Source organism: Microbacterium meiriae, assembly GCF_040685015.1.
GTDB classification, from domain to species: Bacteria; Actinomycetota; Actinomycetes; order Actinomycetales; family Microbacteriaceae; genus Microbacterium; species Microbacterium meiriae.
In genome coordinates this window covers 1,533,532-1,549,184 of record NZ_JBFBHD010000001.1, presented here as the reverse complement: position 1 = coordinate 1,549,184, position 15,653 = coordinate 1,533,532, and the positions used below count along the sequence as shown (strand labels likewise).

15 protein-coding genes are annotated in these 15,653 nt (G+C 71.1%); 7 read left to right on the top strand and 8 right to left on the bottom strand.

The annotated features are described in order from the left end of the window. Nucleotides 1-60: 60 nt before the first annotated feature. Nucleotides 61-954 (top strand): NAD(P)H-binding protein, encoded by an 894-nt coding sequence (locus AB0N68_RS07590; protein WP_292797845.1) that lies wholly within the window; start codon nt 61-63, stop codon nt 952-954. 51 nt (nt 955-1,005) lie between these two features. On the opposite strand, the gene hemE is transcribed toward AB0N68_RS07590, so the two are convergent. Continuing rightward, complete coding sequence (gene hemE, locus AB0N68_RS07585; RefSeq protein ID WP_259954402.1) at nt 1,006-2,028, bottom strand: uroporphyrinogen decarboxylase; 1,023 nt, start codon at nt 2,026-2,028, stop codon at nt 1,006-1,008. A 72-nt stretch (nt 2,029-2,100) separates the two neighbouring features. On the opposite strand from hemE, the gene AB0N68_RS07580 reads away from it, so the two are divergent. The 4 genes from AB0N68_RS07580 (at nt 2,101) to AB0N68_RS07565 (ending at nt 5,399) form a co-directional block, all read left to right on the top strand. Beyond that, nucleotides 2,101-3,417, top strand: a complete 1,317-nt coding sequence (locus AB0N68_RS07580; RefSeq protein WP_187662566.1) for a glutamyl-tRNA reductase — start codon at nt 2,101-2,103, stop codon at nt 3,415-3,417. Nucleotides 3,418-3,594: 177 nt separating this feature from the next. Further along, a complete protein-coding gene (locus AB0N68_RS07575; protein ID WP_292797849.1) occupies nt 3,595-4,347 on the top strand; it encodes a class I SAM-dependent methyltransferase in 753 nt (250 codons plus the stop codon). An 18-nt stretch (nt 4,348-4,365) separates the two neighbouring features. Next, nucleotides 4,366-4,974, top strand: coding sequence for an HhH-GPD-type base excision DNA repair protein (locus AB0N68_RS07570; protein WP_259954406.1), 609 nt, complete (start codon nt 4,366-4,368; stop codon nt 4,972-4,974). Further along, nucleotides 4,974-5,399, top strand: coding sequence for a DUF1801 domain-containing protein (locus AB0N68_RS07565; RefSeq protein WP_259954408.1), 426 nt, complete (start codon nt 4,974-4,976; stop codon nt 5,397-5,399). Before AB0N68_RS07570 ends, AB0N68_RS07565 begins: the two co-directional genes overlap by 1 nt. A gap of 91 nt (nt 5,400-5,490) precedes the next feature. Here AB0N68_RS07565 and AB0N68_RS07560 read toward each other — a convergent pair whose 3' ends face one another. From AB0N68_RS07560 to AB0N68_RS07550, 3 genes are all read right to left on the bottom strand, one after another. Continuing rightward, a complete protein-coding gene (locus AB0N68_RS07560) occupies nt 5,491-7,170 on the bottom strand; it encodes an ABC-F family ATP-binding cassette domain-containing protein (RefSeq protein ID WP_268777009.1) in 1,680 nt (559 codons plus the stop codon). Between the two features lie 272 nt (nt 7,171-7,442). Next, complete coding sequence (locus AB0N68_RS07555; RefSeq protein WP_363332433.1) at nt 7,443-8,144, bottom strand: hypothetical protein; 702 nt, start codon at nt 8,142-8,144, stop codon at nt 7,443-7,445. Between the two features lie 31 nt (nt 8,145-8,175). Next, complete coding sequence (locus tag AB0N68_RS07550; protein ID WP_187662571.1) at nt 8,176-9,561, bottom strand: glycine--tRNA ligase; 1,386 nt, start codon at nt 9,559-9,561, stop codon at nt 8,176-8,178. Between the two features lie 116 nt (nt 9,562-9,677). Here AB0N68_RS07550 and AB0N68_RS07545 point away from each other — a divergent pair, with 116 nt between their 5' ends. Further along, nucleotides 9,678-11,147, top strand: coding sequence for a peptide MFS transporter (locus AB0N68_RS07545; protein WP_259953895.1), 1,470 nt, complete (start codon nt 9,678-9,680; stop codon nt 11,145-11,147). A gap of 15 nt (nt 11,148-11,162) precedes the next feature. Here the strand turns inward: AB0N68_RS07545 and AB0N68_RS07540 are convergent, their stop codons facing one another. Then, nucleotides 11,163-11,852, bottom strand: coding sequence for a GNAT family N-acetyltransferase (locus AB0N68_RS07540; protein WP_259953894.1), 690 nt, complete (start codon nt 11,850-11,852; stop codon nt 11,163-11,165). A gap of 48 nt (nt 11,853-11,900) precedes the next feature. Continuing rightward, nucleotides 11,901-12,521 (bottom strand): hypothetical protein, encoded by a 621-nt coding sequence (locus tag AB0N68_RS07535; protein WP_187662574.1) that lies wholly within the window; start codon nt 12,519-12,521, stop codon nt 11,901-11,903. Nucleotides 12,522-12,577: 56 nt separating this feature from the next. Here AB0N68_RS07535 and AB0N68_RS07530 point away from each other — a divergent pair, with 56 nt between their 5' ends. Then, nucleotides 12,578-14,020: an MFS transporter gene (locus AB0N68_RS07530; RefSeq protein ID WP_259953893.1), complete on the top strand. Its 1,443-nt coding sequence runs from the start codon at nt 12,578-12,580 to the stop codon at nt 14,018-14,020. An 87-nt stretch (nt 14,021-14,107) separates the two neighbouring features. On the opposite strand, the gene AB0N68_RS07525 is transcribed toward AB0N68_RS07530, so the two are convergent. Continuing rightward, complete coding sequence (locus AB0N68_RS07525) at nt 14,108-14,506, bottom strand: hypothetical protein (protein ID WP_187662576.1); 399 nt, start codon at nt 14,504-14,506, stop codon at nt 14,108-14,110. A 122-nt stretch (nt 14,507-14,628) separates the two neighbouring features. Then, on the bottom strand, nt 14,629-15,594 hold the full coding sequence (locus tag AB0N68_RS07520) for a serine hydrolase (RefSeq protein ID WP_187662577.1): 966 nt from the start codon (nt 15,592-15,594) through the stop codon (nt 14,629-14,631). Nucleotides 15,595-15,653 lie beyond the last annotated feature (59 nt).

Here is a 15,653-nt window from a genome sequence, read left to right as displayed (position 1 = left end):
AATATAGCACCTTCGCTAGATACAGTTTCGCCAGATAGCTAATTAGCGAAGGAGAACACCATGAAGGTCGCCATCACCGGAGGCAGTGGATTCGTCGGCCGCGCCCTCGCCGATCGCCTGGAGGAGCCCGTGGCGATCTCCCGACGCTCCGGCACGGACATCACCGACGTCGACGCGCTGACCGCCGCCTTCGCCGGATGCGACGCGGTCGCCCACTGCGCCGGGATCAACCGGGAGATCGGCGACCAGACCTTCCGCCGCGTGCACGTCGAGGGCACGGCCGCCGTCGTCGAGGCCGCTCGCCGCGCCGGCGTCCGGCGGCTCGTCATGGTGAGCTTCCTCCGCGCCCGGCCCGACTGCGGCTCCGCTTACCACGAGTCGAAGTGGGAGGCCGAGGAGATCATCCGCGGCTCCGGGCTCCCGCACACGATCCTGAAGTCCGGGATGATCTACGGCCCCGGCGATCACATGGTCGACCATGTGACCCGTGCCGTCCGCACCCTCCCCTTCTTCTGGACGGTCGGCTACCGCGAACGCACCGCCCGCCCGGTCCCCGTCGAGGATGCCGCGGACGTGCTGGTGGCCGCGCTCGAGGGCCGCATCCCGGAGCCGACGGTCGCCGTGATGGGGGCGGACGAGGTCACGCTCGGGGAGGCCATCCGCCGGATCGCCCGCGTCGCCGGACGTCGTCCCGCGTTCCTCCCCGTTCCGGCCTGGGTCGTGCGGGTGCTCGCGCAGCTCACCGAGTGGACCATGGTCGTGCCCCTGGTCGCGAAGGCGCAGGCGCGGATGCTCGCGGAGGGCGTCAGCGAGCCGGCACCGTGGGCGCCGGAGCCGCCGGAGGGGATCCGTCCGTCGCGGCCGTTCGACGACGACCGCATCCGCGCGGCGCTGCCCACCGGGCGCTTCGGTCTTTCGGATCTGCGGCTGGTGCGGGCGCTTCGAATCGCCTGAATGGCTGCATCTGGGCCGCAGATGCCGCAAAGCAGGCGATTCGAACGGAGGTCAGCCGGCGTGCACCAGCTCGACGATACGGGTGAGCTGGTCGGGGTCGGTCTCCGGGGGCACACCATGGCCGAGGTTGAGGATGTGCCCGCGGGCCGCGCGACCGCGTTCGAGCACGTCGCGGACATGCGCCTCGAGCACCGGCCACGGCGCGCCGAGGAACGCGGGGTCGATGTTCCCCTGCACCGAGACGTCGGGGCCGAGGATCGCGGCGGCCTCGTCGAGGGGCAGCCGCCAGTCGACCCCCACGCCGTCGGCGATGCCGTCCAGCCGCATGTCGCCGAGGAAGGGGCCGGTGCCGACGCCGAAGTGGATCGTCGGGACGCCGATGCCGTCCAGAGCGGTCCGTGAGTGCGGCGCCACGAAGGTGCGGTAGTCGGCGGGGCTGAGGGAACCCGCCCAGCTGTCGAAGAGCTGCACGACCGCGGCGCCGGCATCGCGCTGCGTCTCCAGGAACCGCCGCGAGATCTGCGCCAGCCAGCCCGCGAGACGGTGCCAGGCCTCGGGCTCCGCGTGCATCATGCCGCGCGCACGCAGGTGCTCCTTGGACGGACCGCCCTCGACGAGATACGCCGCGAGCGTGAAGGGGGCTCCCGCGAAGCCGATGACCGGAGTGTCGCCGAGCTCGGCGGCGACGATGCCGACGGCTTCCGCGATCGCGCTGCCGTCGAGGCTGTCCGGATCGATCGCCGTGATGCGGTCGACGTCGGCGACCGTCCGCACCGGGTTCGCGAAGACCGGGCCGCGGCCGGGCTCGATCTCCACGTCCACGCCGGCGAGACGCAGCGGGATGACGATGTCGCTGAAGAAGACCGCCGCGTCGACGCCGTGCCGTCGCACGGGCTGGAGGGTGATCTCGGCGGCGAGGTCGGGGGTGAGGCAGGCGTCGAGCATGCGCGTGCCGACCCGCAGCTCCCGGTACTCGGGCAGGGACCGGCCCGCCTGGCGCATGAACCAGACCGGAGCGGTGGCGGGGCGGTCGCCGGTGAGGGCGCGCAGCAGCGGGGCGTCGGAGAGTGCCATGCCCCCATCCTCCCATCCGGCGCCTAGGGAGCCGCCGAGTCCCGGCTCCGTACGCTCGGGTACAATCGAAGGGTGCTGCTGTGTGTGACGGCGAGTCACAAGACCGCCTCCTTCGAACTGCTCGAACGCCTGAGCCGCACCCCCGACGACGTCGCTCCCACCATCGTGGGCATGGCGCCGTGCGTGCAGGGTGCCGTGGTCCTGGCGACGTGCAACCGCTTCGAGGCGTACGTGGAAATGGACGAGCCCGTGACCGCGGCCGGCGCCATCGGCGTCGAAGCCGTGATCGAGGCCGTCGAGTCCGCGACCGGCATTCCCGCCGCCGACCTCGACGGTGCCTACGCCGTGCATTCCGGTCGCCGCGTCGCCGAGCACCTCTTCTCCGTGGCCTCCGGTCTCGAGTCCGTCGTCTCCGGCGAGGGCGAGATCGCCGGCCAGGTGCGGCGTGCCCTGAAGTCCGCCCGCAAGGACGGCACCACCTCCCCCGAGCTCGAGCGCCTGTTCCAGCGCGCGAGCCAGGCGCAGCGCAAGGTCAAGAACGTCACCGCCCTCGGCCGCGCCGGTCGATCTCTCGTGCGTCTCGCACTGGAGCTCGCCGACAGCCGCATCGCCGACTGGTCGGCCGAGCGCGTGCTGCTGGTCGGCACCGGAGCCTACGCCGCCGTCACCCTCGCGACTCTGCGCGAGCGCGGCGCCGTCGACATCTCCGTCTACTCCCCCTCTGGCCGCGCAGAGATCTTCGCGGCCAAGCACGACATCCGCCCGGTTCCGGCAGACGAGTACGCACGCACGGCGGCGCACTCCACGCTGCTGATCACCTGCACCACCGCGACCGAGCCCGTGCTCGGCCCGGAGCACCTGCAGCTCCCGGTCGGCCTCGCCGCCGCGGGCTGCCCCGTCAGCGCGACCAGCGGCACCACCGGTGTCCCGAGCCGGCTGGTGGTCGACCTCGGCATGCCGCGCAACGTCGACCCGGCCGTGGCCGCACTGGAGGGCGTCGCGCTGCTGGACCTGGAGACCATCCGCCTGCACGCCCCGCTCGAGGAGCTGCAGGCGACGGACGCCGCCCGGAGCGTCGTCCGCGAGGCCGCGGAGACCTTCCACGTCGTCGGTGCCCGCCAGAGCGTGACCCCGTCGGTGGTGGCGTTCCGGTCGCACATCTTCGAGCTGCTGGAGCGCGAGATCGACCGTGCGCGCGCCCGCGGCGACGAGGACGGCAAGGTCGAGCAGGCCCTCCGGCACCTCTCCGGCGTGCTGCTGCACACGCCGACCGTGCGGGCTCATGAGCTCGCCGCCGCCGGTCGCGCGGACGAGTTCGCCGCCGCGCTCGCGACGCTGTACGGCATCACCCCTGCCGCGGACACGGTCGAGGACGCCGCCACAGCCTGATCCCGTGAGGGCGAGATGGGAGGCGCGGCCCTCCACATCACCGGAGACACCGCCGCCGCCGACGCTGCGGAACGAGAGCCGCGTGCTGCGCGTCGACATGCTGATGGACCAGAGGGCGGGAGCCATGGGCTGCGCGAGGATCCGCGCTGTGAGAGCGTGGGGCACGAGGAGGCCCGAATGACCCAGGATCTGTACTCGGACGCGAGGCTGTACGACCTGCTGTTTCCGACGAGCGAGGCAGCCGTGGACTTCTACCGTGCCGAAGCCGACAGCGTGGGCGGTCGCGTGCTCGAGCTCGGATGCGGAACCGGTCAGAAGCTGATCCCGATCGCGGCCGACGGGCACCCAAGCGTCGGACTCGACCTGTCGCTCGACATGCTGGCTGTGGCACGTCAGAAGGCTGAGGAGCGCGGTGTGTCCGTCGAGTGGCAGCACGGCGACATGCGCGACCTCGACCTGGGCGACGAGTCCGACCTCATCTTCATCGCGGGCAACGCTCTGCTGCACCTGCACGAGGCTGACGACATCGTGCAGTGCTTCCGCGCGGCACGGCGGCACCTCGCGCCCGGCGGACGTTTCGCTTTCGACGTCTTCCATCCCGACGTGCGGCTCCTGGCTGACGCCGACGGGGTCCGGCGCCCGCGCACGACATTCGCCGATCCCGACCGCGGCGACGTCCGCGTCGACGTCGCGGACGCCTATGATGCCGCCGCACAGGTGACGCGCGGCACCTGGTACTTCTCGACGGACTCCGAGCCCGACTTCCAGACGGTGTCCATCGAGGTGCGGAGCATCTTCCCCCAGGAACTGCCGGTGCTCCTTGCGCATGCCGGACTCCGACTGGTCGAGCGCTTCGGCGGCTGGGACGGCAGCCTCTTCGGGGCGGGCTCCTCGACCCAGCTCTGCATCTGCGAATCCGCCGCCCCGTAGTGAGAGAGGATGGGACTCATGGCCCTTCACATCACCGGAGACACCGCCGCCGACGCCCTGCTGACCGAGAACCCGACGGCTCTGCTGATCGGCATGCTGCTGGACCAGCAGATCCCCATGGAGACCGCGTTCTCCGGTCCGCTCAAGATCGAGCAGCGCACCGGCGCCACGGATGCCGCGGCGATCGCGGGCATGGCACCGGAGGAGTTCCTGGAGGCCTTCCGGCAGACCCCCGCCGTGCACCGGTTCCCCGGATCCATGGCGACGCGGGTGCAGACCCTGTGCCAGGCGCTCGTCGACGAGTGGGACGGGGACGCCGCCGCCCTGTGGACGCGCCCTTCGACAGGCTCAGGCCCGTCGACAGGCTCAGGGACCCAGCCGAGCGGCGCCGAGGTGCTCAAGAGACTCAAGGCTCTTCCCGGCTTCGGTGAGCAGAAGGCGAAGATCTTCCTCGCCCTCCTCGGCAAGCAGTACGGGTTCACCGGCGAGGGCTGGCGGGAGGCCTCCGCTCCCTACGGCGAGGACGGTTCGTACCGCAGCGTCGCCGACATCGTGTCGCCCGAGTCGCTGACGAAGGTGCGCGAGTACAAGAAGGCGATGAAGGCGGCGGCGAAGGCGGCGAAGTAGTGCAGCCGACCGGGGACGACGTCGCGGGGCTGATCGCCCGCTCCTCCCCGGCCGTGCGTCGCCGTGATGCGGAGACGCTGATCGCTCTCCTGCGGGACATCTCCGGACGCGAACCGCAGACCTGGGGCTCGATCATCGGGTTCGGCTCCTGCCACTACCGCTACCCCACCGGGACGGAGGGCGACAGCGGCATTCTGAGCTTCGCCCCCCGGAAGGCCGCGACCACGATCTACCTCCTCGACGGCGTGGACGCCCACGCGGAGGCTCTCGGCGCGCTCGGCCCGCACACGACAGGGGTGGGCTGCCTTTACATCAAGGACCTCGACCAGGTCGACCTCGACGTGCTGCGCGGGATCCTCGAGCGTTCGCGCGCCTGGGTCGAGTCCGGCGGCGACGCGCGTATGCACCTGACGATCACGTCGTAGCTCCCCCTCCTGTCGCCGAGACCCCGGGTTCCCGCCGAGACCCCGGGGTGGGGACGTGTGGGGCCCGGGGTCTCGGCGGGAGGGCGGGGTCTCAGGTGGTGGCCACCCCCTCCTCGACCTGCACGCGCCGCGCGTGCTCCGCGTGACGCCGCCACCGGCGGTCGTGCGTCACTGTGACGACGGCGGCGGGGTGATCGACGAGGGCGTCCTCGAGCTGCTCCACGAGCTCGGGGTCGAGATGGTTCGTCGGCTCATCGAGCAGCAGCAGGTCGAACCGCGACGCCAGGGCGACCGCGAGATCCAGCCGGCGACGCTGCCCGACCGAGAGTGTCCGCACGTCGCGGTCCGCCTCCGGCCCGCGGAAGAGTCCATGAGCCAGGAGAGCGTCGTGCGCATCCGCCGGCGGCGTCCCCGTCGGCGCCGCGAAGACCTCGATGGCCGTGCCTCGCAAACGGGTATCGACCTCCTGCCGGAGGAACGCGATCCGCAGCCCGTCCGCGTGGCGGATCGTCCCGGACGCGGGGATCAGCTCGCCGACGAGGAGGCGGAGGAGCGTCGTCTTCCCGGCGCCGTTCGGCCCGGTCACGAGCCACCGCGAACCGGCCTCGATCGTCCACTGCGACACGTCGAGCCGTCGTCCCGGTTCACGGAACGAGACGGCATCGAGGGTCAGGAGCGGGTCGTCGAGCGGTGCCCGATCCTCTGCTGCGACCACGAACCGCAGGGGCTCGGGCGGCGCCGGGCACGGGTTCTCCCGCAGCCGCGACAACCTCTCCTTCGCCATGCGGATGCGTCCGACGGCACCGTGGTCGCGGCTCCGCGCCCGGAACGCGCCATGACCGAAGCCGTCGAGCTCGAGCTTCCGCGGGATCGCCTGCAGCCGGAACGCGTTGGCGGCGAGCAGCGACTCGGCCCGGGCGACCTCGGCCTTCCACTCCTCGTGGCGCGCGACCGCCGCACGTCTCTCGGCCTCGCGCGCTCGCAGGAACCCGGCGTAACCATCGCCGTAGCGGCGGATCCGACCGTCCTCCACCTGCACGACAGCCGTCGCGAAACGGTCCAGGAAGTCGCGGTCGTGGGTCACGACCACCAGCGCTCCGCGGTGCGCCGCGAGACGGTCCTCGAGCCAGGTCAGCGCCCGATCGTCGAGGTCGTTCGTGGGCTCGTCGAGGAGCAGCATCTCGGCTCCGGAAGAGAGGGCGACCGCGAGAGCGAGCCGCGCCCGCTCTCCGCCCGACAGCGCGGCCACCGGTCGCGCGCGGTCCACTCCGCCCAGCCCGAGCTGTTCCAGGGCGGTGTCGATGCGACGGTCGACGTCGTATCCCTCGCGGGACTCGAAACGGTCCTGCAACAGGGCCACAGCGGCCATCTGCTGCGCACGCTCGGCGGAGCCCCCGGCGGCGAGGAGCTCGTACGCGTGGCCGAGGTCGCGCTCCAGCACGCGGAGGTCGCCGAGGAGATCGTCGATGGCATCGGCCATCGTCGCTCCATCCGCGAACACGGGGTTCTGCCGGGCATGAGCGATCCCGCCGGGGAGGTCGAGCCGCACCTCCCCGGATGTCGGTGCGAGAACACCGGCGAGCAGATCGAGCAGCGTCGACTTCCCGGCGCCGTTGTCGCCGATGACGGCGAGGCGGTCGGCGGGTCCGACGGCGAGATCGATGCGGTTCAGCACGAGACGGTCGGCGAACCGGACGGAGGCGGCCTGCAGCGCGCACTCGCGATGAACGCGGGCCGGAGTGTCGGAAGGGGGCGAGGGTACAGGGAACATGAGGGGTCCTCTCCGGCGGCGCACGCGCACCGCCGGGATCTGCGTCGATGACGCGGGGAACAGGAACCTCGACCGCACCCTGCTCGGGTGCGGGTCGCTCAGGACCCACCGCGGAGAAGAGCTCTCGACGCGGCGTCCCGATCTAGCGAATCAGAGTACCCACGAGGAGCGACCATAGCAGGGTCACTCCGCGCCCGCCAGACCCCGCTTTCTCGGCGAGACCCCGACCTACCCCCACACGCAGCCCGGGGTCTCGGCGGGAACCCGGGGGCTCAGCGGGAGCGGAGGCGGGAGGAGAGGCGGGCGTGGGCGGCGGGGACGGCGAAGAGGAGGATGATCGCGAGGACGATGCCGCGGACGATCCAGAGTCCGGGCTCCCAGATCACCTCGTAGTTCCCGGGAAGACCGAGGAACGCGGCGATGATCGATCCCCACGACGCGCGGCCGCTGCTGTCCGTGTCGATCGAGAGTCCGCCCACGATGCTCAGCACCCCGAGGCTCAGCAGCACGATCGGCATGATGAGGGCGCCGGGCTTCGCCTCCCCGCGGGCGATCAAGCGGATCACCGTCACGAGCGACACGAGGGGGAACACGAAGAAGAACCAGACGAGGGCGCCGAGCAGCAGCCCCACGACGATGAAGATCGGCACCCAGATCAGCATCCAGGGGCCTTCGTCCGCGATGAAGTAGTCCGGGTCGCGGAGGATCGCGACGACGAAGCCCGCAAGGGTCCCCAGCGGCAGCACCGCGAGCACCCACCAGAACACGGCCTTCGGCACCCGCTTGCGCTCCCCCAGCCGCGCCATCACGATCTGGATGATGACCGCCGCCGCGAGCGCCGGGATGCCGAACATCGCGATGATCGGGCCTGCGCCGTCGTTCTCGCGCAGGTCGAGCACCGTGAGGATCATCCACGACACGGCGAGCGCGCCGAGCACGATGGCCGCGACCGGACGCACGGGCGAGGATTCCACCCGCGCGTCGGCTCCCCCCGGTGCCGTCATGTCAGGCGCCGCGGAGGCGCTCCGCCAGGTAGGCGTGCAGCTCGTCGATCGGGACGCGCTCCTGTGCCATCGTGTCCCGGTCGCGCACCGTCACGGCGCGGTCGTCGAGTGAGTCGAAGTCGACCGTGACGCAGAACGGCGTGCCGATCTCGTCCTGGCGGCGGTAGCGCCGGCCGATCGCACCGGCGTCGTCGAAGTCCACGGCCCACGAGCCGCGCAGCGTGTCGGCCACCTCGCGGGCGAGCGGCGACAGCTTCTCGTTGCGCGACAGCGGGAGCACGGCGGCCTTGACCGGAGCCAGGCGCGGGTCGAGCTTGAGCACGGTGCGCGTGTCGGTGCCGCCCTTGGCGTTGGGCACCTGCTCCTCGACGTACGCGTCGACGAGGAAGGCCATCATCGCGCGGGTGAGTCCGAACGAGGGCTCGATCACGTACGGGGTGTAGCGCTCGCCCGTGGCCTGGTCGAAGTACGTCAGGCTCTGGCCGGAGGCCTCGCTGTGGCTGGAGAGGTCGTAGTCGGTGCGGTTGGCGACGCCCATGAGCTCGCCCCACTCCTTGCCGGCGAAGCCGAAGCGGTACTCGACGTCGATGGTGCCGGCCGAGTAGTGCGCGCGGTCCTCCTCCGGCACGTCGAACTGCCGCATGTTCTCCGGGTCGATGCCGAGGTCGATGAACCAGTTCCAGCACGCCTCGACCCAGTGGTCGAACCACTGCGGCGCCTCGGCGGGCGGCGTGAAGAACTCGATCTCCATCTGCTCGAACTCGCGGGTGCGGAAGATGAAGTTGCCGGGGGTGATCTCGTTGCGGAACGCCTTGCCGACCTGGCCGATGCCGAACGGCGGCTTCTTGCGGCTCGCGGTGAGCACGTTCGCGAAGTTCACGAAGATGCCCTGCGCGGTCTCGGGGCGCAGATAGTAGAGGCCGGACTCGTCATCGACGACGCCGAGGTACGTCTTCACCAGACCGGAGAAGGCCTTCGGCTCGGTGTACTGCCCCTTGGTGCCGCAGTTCGGGCAGGGGATGTCGGCCAGACCGTTCTCGGCCTTCCGCCCCTTGCGCGCCTCGAAGTCCTCGATGAGGTTGTCGGCACGGAAGCGCTTGTGGCACTGCAGGCACTCGACCAGCGGGTCGGTGAAGGTCGCGACGTGGCCGGAGGCCTCCCACACGCGCTTCGGCAGGATGATGCTGGAGTCGAGGCCGACCATGTCACCGCGACCGCGCACGAAGGTCTGCCACCACTGGCGGCGGATGTTCTCCTTCAGCTCCGTGCCGAGGGGTCCGTAGTCCCAGGCCGACCGGGAACCGCCGTAGATCTCACCCGCCTGGAACACGAACCCGCGGTGGCGGGCGAGGGCGATGACCTTGTCAAGACGGGACTGTTCGGCCACGGTGGCTCCAATGGTCGGATGCGGAGAATGCCCGTGAGCACGGGCACCCCCAGTCTATCCGGGGCCGGAGCGCAACCCCTGGCCGCGGGACCCGCGGGAGGAGTACCGTCCCACGCATGAGCACCACCGCGCACCCGCCCGCCTCCCGCGACGAGGACACCCGCTTCTTCGGGCAGCCGTGGTCGCTCGTGCACATCTTCGGCGTGGAGATGTGGGAGCGGTTCAGCTTCTACGGCATGCAGGGCATCCTGCTCATCTACCTATACTTCTCGGTGACCGACGGCGGCCTCGGGCTTCCGGAGGCGGTGGCGGGCGGGATCGTCGGCGCGTACGGCGGCTCCGTGTACCTGTCCACCATCCTCGGGGCCTGGCTCGCCGATCGGCTGTTCGGCTCCGAGCGGGTGCTGTTCGTCAGCGCCATCGTCATCGTCTCGGGCCACCTCGCCCTCGCGCTCCTGCCGGGGTTCGTCGGCGTCGGGGTCGGACTCGTGCTCGTGGCCCTGGGCTCGGGAGGCCTGAAGGCGAACGCCACGTCGGTCGTCGGGACGCTGTACCGTCCGGACGACGAACGACGCGACGCCGGGTTCTCGCTGTTCTACCTCGGCATCAACCTCGGCGCCTTCCTCGGACCGATCCTCACCGGGCTGCTCCAGTCGACCCTCGGCTTCCACTGGGGGTTCGGCCTCGCCGCCCTCGGCATGACGCTGGGTCTCGTGCAGTACTCGTTCGGCCGCCGCGGCCTGCCCGCCTCCTCGCGCGAGGTGCCGAACCCGCTCCCCCGCACGCGCTACCCGCTGGTCGCCGGCATCGCGGTCGGTGCGGTCGTCGTGATCGCGGTGCTCGTGCTGACCGGAGTCATCCAGGCCGACAACCTCGCCACGATCGTGATCGGGGTCACCGTGGTCGCCGCGGTCGCCTACTTCGCGGTGATCCTCGGCAGTCGCCGCATCGACGCCACCGAGCGCTCGCGGGTCTGGGGGTTCCTGCCGCTGTTCCTCACGAGCGTCGCGTTCTGGTCGCTGTACCAGCAGCAGTTCACGGTGCTGACGATCTACTCCGACAAGCGGCTCGACCGCGACCTGTTCGGGTGGGAGATGCCGGTGTCGTGGGTGCAGTCCATCAACCCGGTGTTCATCATCATCCTGTCCGGGGTCTTCGCGGCGATCTGGACGAAGCTGGGGAAGCGCCAGCCGTCGACCCCGGTCAAGTTCGGACTGGCCGCCATCATCATGGGCTCCGCGTTCCTGCTGTTCCTGCCGTTCTCCGGCGGCGGTGCGAACTCGACGCCGCTGCTCGCGATCGTCGGCATCCTGTTCGTGTTCACCGTCGCCGAGCTGCTGCTCTCGCCGGTCGGGCTGTCGGTGACGACGAAGCTCGCCCCGGCCGTCTTCCACACGCAGATGGTCGCACTGTTCTTCCTGTCCATCGCCCTCGGCACCGCCATCTCGGGCGAGCTCGTGAAGTTCTACGATCCGGGGAACGAGGTGCCGTACTTCTCGATCCTCGGCGGCATCGCGATCCTCGTCGGCATCGGACTGCTGCTGAGCGTGAAGCCGGTGCTGCGGCTCATGCGCGGCGTGCGGTGACGGCCGCGCCGCCGATCACGCGGTGAAGAGGTAGCCCCGACCGGCCTCGAAGCCGCCGATCGTGAGACCGCTGCCGAGCAGGCCCTCCATCTGCGCGCGCAGGCGCAGCCGCCACTCGTGCGCGGCCGCGGGGTCGGACTCCCGCATGCCCTCGATGTCGTCCGGGATCTCCAGCGTCTCGACGACCGCATCGTCCGCCGGGGGCTTGGCGATGTCCGCGAGGGCCCACTCGACGTCGAGGCGGTCGCTCTCGTCGCCCGCATCGCCGCCGCCGAAGATGCCGTAGCGGTTCACCGAGTAGCCCGTGGCGCGGGCGCCGAGGACGGTGAGGAAGAAGTGCGCGTTGCGGGCGACCAGCGGGTCGAAGGTCCACGTGATGCGGCCGACCTCGCGGGAGAAGGCCCACTGCCGCTGGTGCTCCTTGAGCTCCCGCCCCCATCCGCGCCCTCGGTACTCGGGCAGCAGGGCCGTGATGTGCGAGTGCATGGCACGGCGGGCCGGTTCGCCGAAGAAGGCGATCGAGGCGCCGACCATGCGCTCCTCGTCGCCCTCGCCGTCGAAGAAGCCGACGACGTAGTTGCCCGACTGCTGCAGGGCGCGCAGGGTCCCGGCGTCCACCACGCGCTGCGGACCCCGGATGGAGTCGAGCAGGCTCTGGGCGTCGAGGATGAGTTCAACGGTGTCGAGATCGCGGATGGTTCGCACGATCCCAGTCTGCCCCTCCTCCGCCCGTTCGCGGAAACCGACCCCGGGTCACCGGTGCGGAAAGGCCTGTCCCCCGCCCGCGGCGAGCGCCTCCGCGACGATGCGGAGGTGGTCCTCGGCCATCTCCGCCGGCAGCGGCGGCAGGATCCCGTCCCAGAACGCGAGCACCGCACCGCGTCCCTGCATCATGCCGGCCGGACGGCCCAGCGCCCACATGTGCATGTGCGCGGAGCCGTCATTCCAGCGGCCGAAGTGACAGCGGGCGACGCCGGGGATGCTCTTGACCGCCTCCGACACGCGCTGCATCAGCGGTCCGAGAGCGGCGAGCACCTCCTGCGGGGCGTTCTCGAGGAGCCAGTGCTCACGCGGCGCGACCCCGCCGATGAACGGCAGGCCGCCGACATCCCACCCGGCACGCACCTGCCAGAGGTCGTCGTGCCAGATGGTGTGCACGCTCGGACCGCAGTGGCCGCACTCGGCCGGGTCCTGCTCGCCGGCTCGGGGTTCCTCCGGCACGAGCATCGGCTCCAGCGGTCGCATCGTGATGCTCTCGAACGCCCAGGGCAGGCCTTCCGCGAGCGCCGAAGCGTCGAGCACCTCCCCGATCGGGAGCCGTCGGTGGTACGCGGAGTCGGCGGGGTGCTGCACGGGCGCGGAGTCGTCGGTCATCCGGCCATGCAACCACATCGGCCCCTCCACTCCGGGAACGCCGATAGCCTGAGCCGGTGGGTGCGAACGACGACAGAGCCAGGAAACGCCTCTCCCGTACCCCTCCGCGGTGGGCGGTCATCGCCGTGCTCGCGTTCGCGGGCCTGTGCTCGTCGTTCATGTTCACCCTCGTCGTGCCGCTGCAGGCCGAGCTGCCGCAGCTGCTGAACTCCTCCCGCGAGGACACCACCTGGGTGGTCACGATCACCCTGCTCGTGGCCGCCGTCGCGACCCCCATCTCCGGCCGTCTCGGCGACATGTACGGCAAGCGCCGCGTCGTCATCGTGCTCCTCGCGACCCTCATCGTGGGCTCGGTCATCGCCGCGCTCTCCGGATCGATCGTCGGCGTGATCATCGGCCGCGCCCTCCAGGGGGCCGTGACCGGCGTCGTCCCCCTCGGCATCGCCATCATGCGCGACGTGCTGCCGCCGGAGCGCCTCGGCACCGCGGTGGCCCTGATGAGCGCGACCATGGGCGTCGGCGGGGCGATCGGCATGCCCGTCGCCGCACTGCTCGCCGAGAACGCCGACTGGCACATGCTGTTCTGGCTCGCCGCCGCCCTCGGAGTCCTCGGGCTGCTGCTGGTGCTCGCCGTGGTGCCGGAGGACGTACTCCGCTCCCCCGGCCGCCTCGACGTGCTCGGGGCCATCGGACTCGCGATCGGCCTCACGGGCCTGCTGCTGTTCGTGTCGCGCGGCGCCGAGTGGGGCTGGACGGCACCGCTCACCCTCGTCTGCGTGATCGGCGGCGTCGCGGTCCTGCTGCTGTGGGGCTGGTATCAGCTCCGCGCGAAGGATCCGCTGCTCGACCTGCGGGTCGCCGCTCGGCCCGCCGTCCTCTTCACGAACATCGCCGCGATCGGCATGGGCTTCGCCCTGTTCGCCTCCAACGTCACCTTCCCGCAGATGCTGGAGATGCCGGCGGTGGGCGGCGCCGGGTTCGGGCTCGACATGGTGGCCGCCTCGCTCGTCATCATGCCGGCGGGTCTGGTCATGATGGTGATCTCGCCGCTGTCCGGATGGCTGGAGCGCACCGTGGGGCCGCGTCCGCTCTTCACCGTCGGCGCCATCGCGATCGTGCTCGCCTACGTCTTCGTGCTGCTGTGGTCGACCGAGGTGTGGCACATCTTCGTCGCCAACATCTTCATCGGCGTCGGCATCGGGTTCACCTTCGCCGCGATGCCCATGATCATCATGCGCTCCGTGCCCGCGAACGAGACCGGGGCATCGAACGGGCTCAACGCGCTGTTCCGCTCCGTGGGCACCTCGACGGCCTCGGCCGTGATGGGCGGGGTGCTCGCGGCGATGAGCGTCGACGTCGGAGGCGTGGCCGTGCCGACGCGGACGGCGTTCGAGGTGTGCTTCTGGCTCGCGATCGCCGCCGGCATCGTGGCCGTGATCCTCTCGCTGTTCATTCCGCGGCGCCGTGCCACGGAGCAGCACCCCTCGCTCCCCGGCTGACTCGGCCCGTCGCAGATTCGCGTCGGGGTCGCAGGGATTGCCGCAGAACGTGCGACGTGCGGCGGATCTGCGACGCGGCGCCGGGTCTCAGCGGGAGATCGTGCGCGGATCCGGGTCGTCGGCACGCGGGGGCCGGAGGCGGGCGGGCAGCGGCCACGGCAGGGTGAACCGTGCGGTCGCGGGTCGGGTCATGTCTCCGAAGTCGTCGACCTTCACGACGATGCGCCCCGGAACACCTTCTTCGTCTGGTGTCACTTCGAGGATGCGCACCCGGAGCGGGCGGTCCCCCTCGCCCTCGAGCATCCACGGATCGGCGAGCCACGCGATGCCGTGCTCCTCCAGCGCGGCCTCCGCGTCCAGCCACTCGCCGGGGGTGGAGACCCTGCGTCCGAGCACGTCGACGGCGACCCAGTCCGCGCCCTCCGGATGGATCCAGCCGAGCAGCTCCCCGTCGTCGCGGCGGTGCGGAGTCCAGGCGTGAGGCATCCCCCGATGCTAGCCACCCCTGCTCCCGATCAGGCGCTCGCGCGAGACCAGGCTCACTGCCGTTCCAGAAGCCTGATGCCGCGCGGATGCCTGCGTTGACGCGCGGGGACAGGCGTGCGGAGTCAGTGCGTGTACTCCATGAGCTCGACCCCGAGCACGCGGAAGGCGTCGTGCGCACGGAGGCGGTGGCTGATCGAGAGGTCGTCGAAGCACACGATCATCGAGTAGGCGACACCGGCCCGCGGCCCCGCGAGCACACCGGCCTCGGCGCGCACCCCCCGATCGCGGCCGGTCTTGTTCACGAACAGCAGGCCGTGGGCATCGTGCTCGTGGGCGAAGGGGTCGAGCCCCGTCGAGGCGGCCACGAGACTGAGGTCCTGGTTGAGGCTGAGCCACTCCGACACCTGGGCGCTGACCGCGGCATCCACCACCTGGGAGTTGACGAGCGCGGAGAACAGACCCGCGAGCTCGCGCGCCGATCCCACGGCGACCTGCGGGGCGTCGTCCGGACCGCGGCGGTCGCGGAACCGGTCGAGCAGGGCGGTGCGCCGCAGACCCAGTTCCTCGATGCGCTCCCGCACCCGGTCATGCCCCACCTTCTGCAGCAGGATGTTCACGGCGATCGGATCTCCGGCGGTGGCGGCCAGCACGGCGAGATCCTCCAGCGGCAGCGCCGGTGCCCGCAGATGCCGCCACAGGCCGGAGCTCTCCACGGCTTCGACGCTCGAGCGCTCGACGATCTCGAGAGGGTCGAGGGCGCCGGACTCGAACGCCGCCGCCACCTCGATGAGCAGGGGGACCACACCGAGCCCCGCGACGGGCATCGTGACGTGGTCGTCCCCCGCCAGCACGTGCACATGGGAGTCGAGGTCGACCACGTGCACCGACACCTGTGCCCCGGCGTTCGCCAGGCCTTCGAGAGCCTTCAGCGTCGAGGTGAACGACCGCCGACCGACGGCCACGCGACGCGGCAGCCGGCGGGCTCCCGGCCGCTGCGAACGGCGACCGCTGGCCGACTCGGGCGCGCTCCCGGACGCTCCGGGAGCCGAGGCGTTCCGGAACGCGTCACCAGGGTCGGTCGCACCCACGCGTGGTCCTTCAGGAGGGGGAGGGATACTGCGCTTCCGGGAAGGGGCGCCCCGGCGGC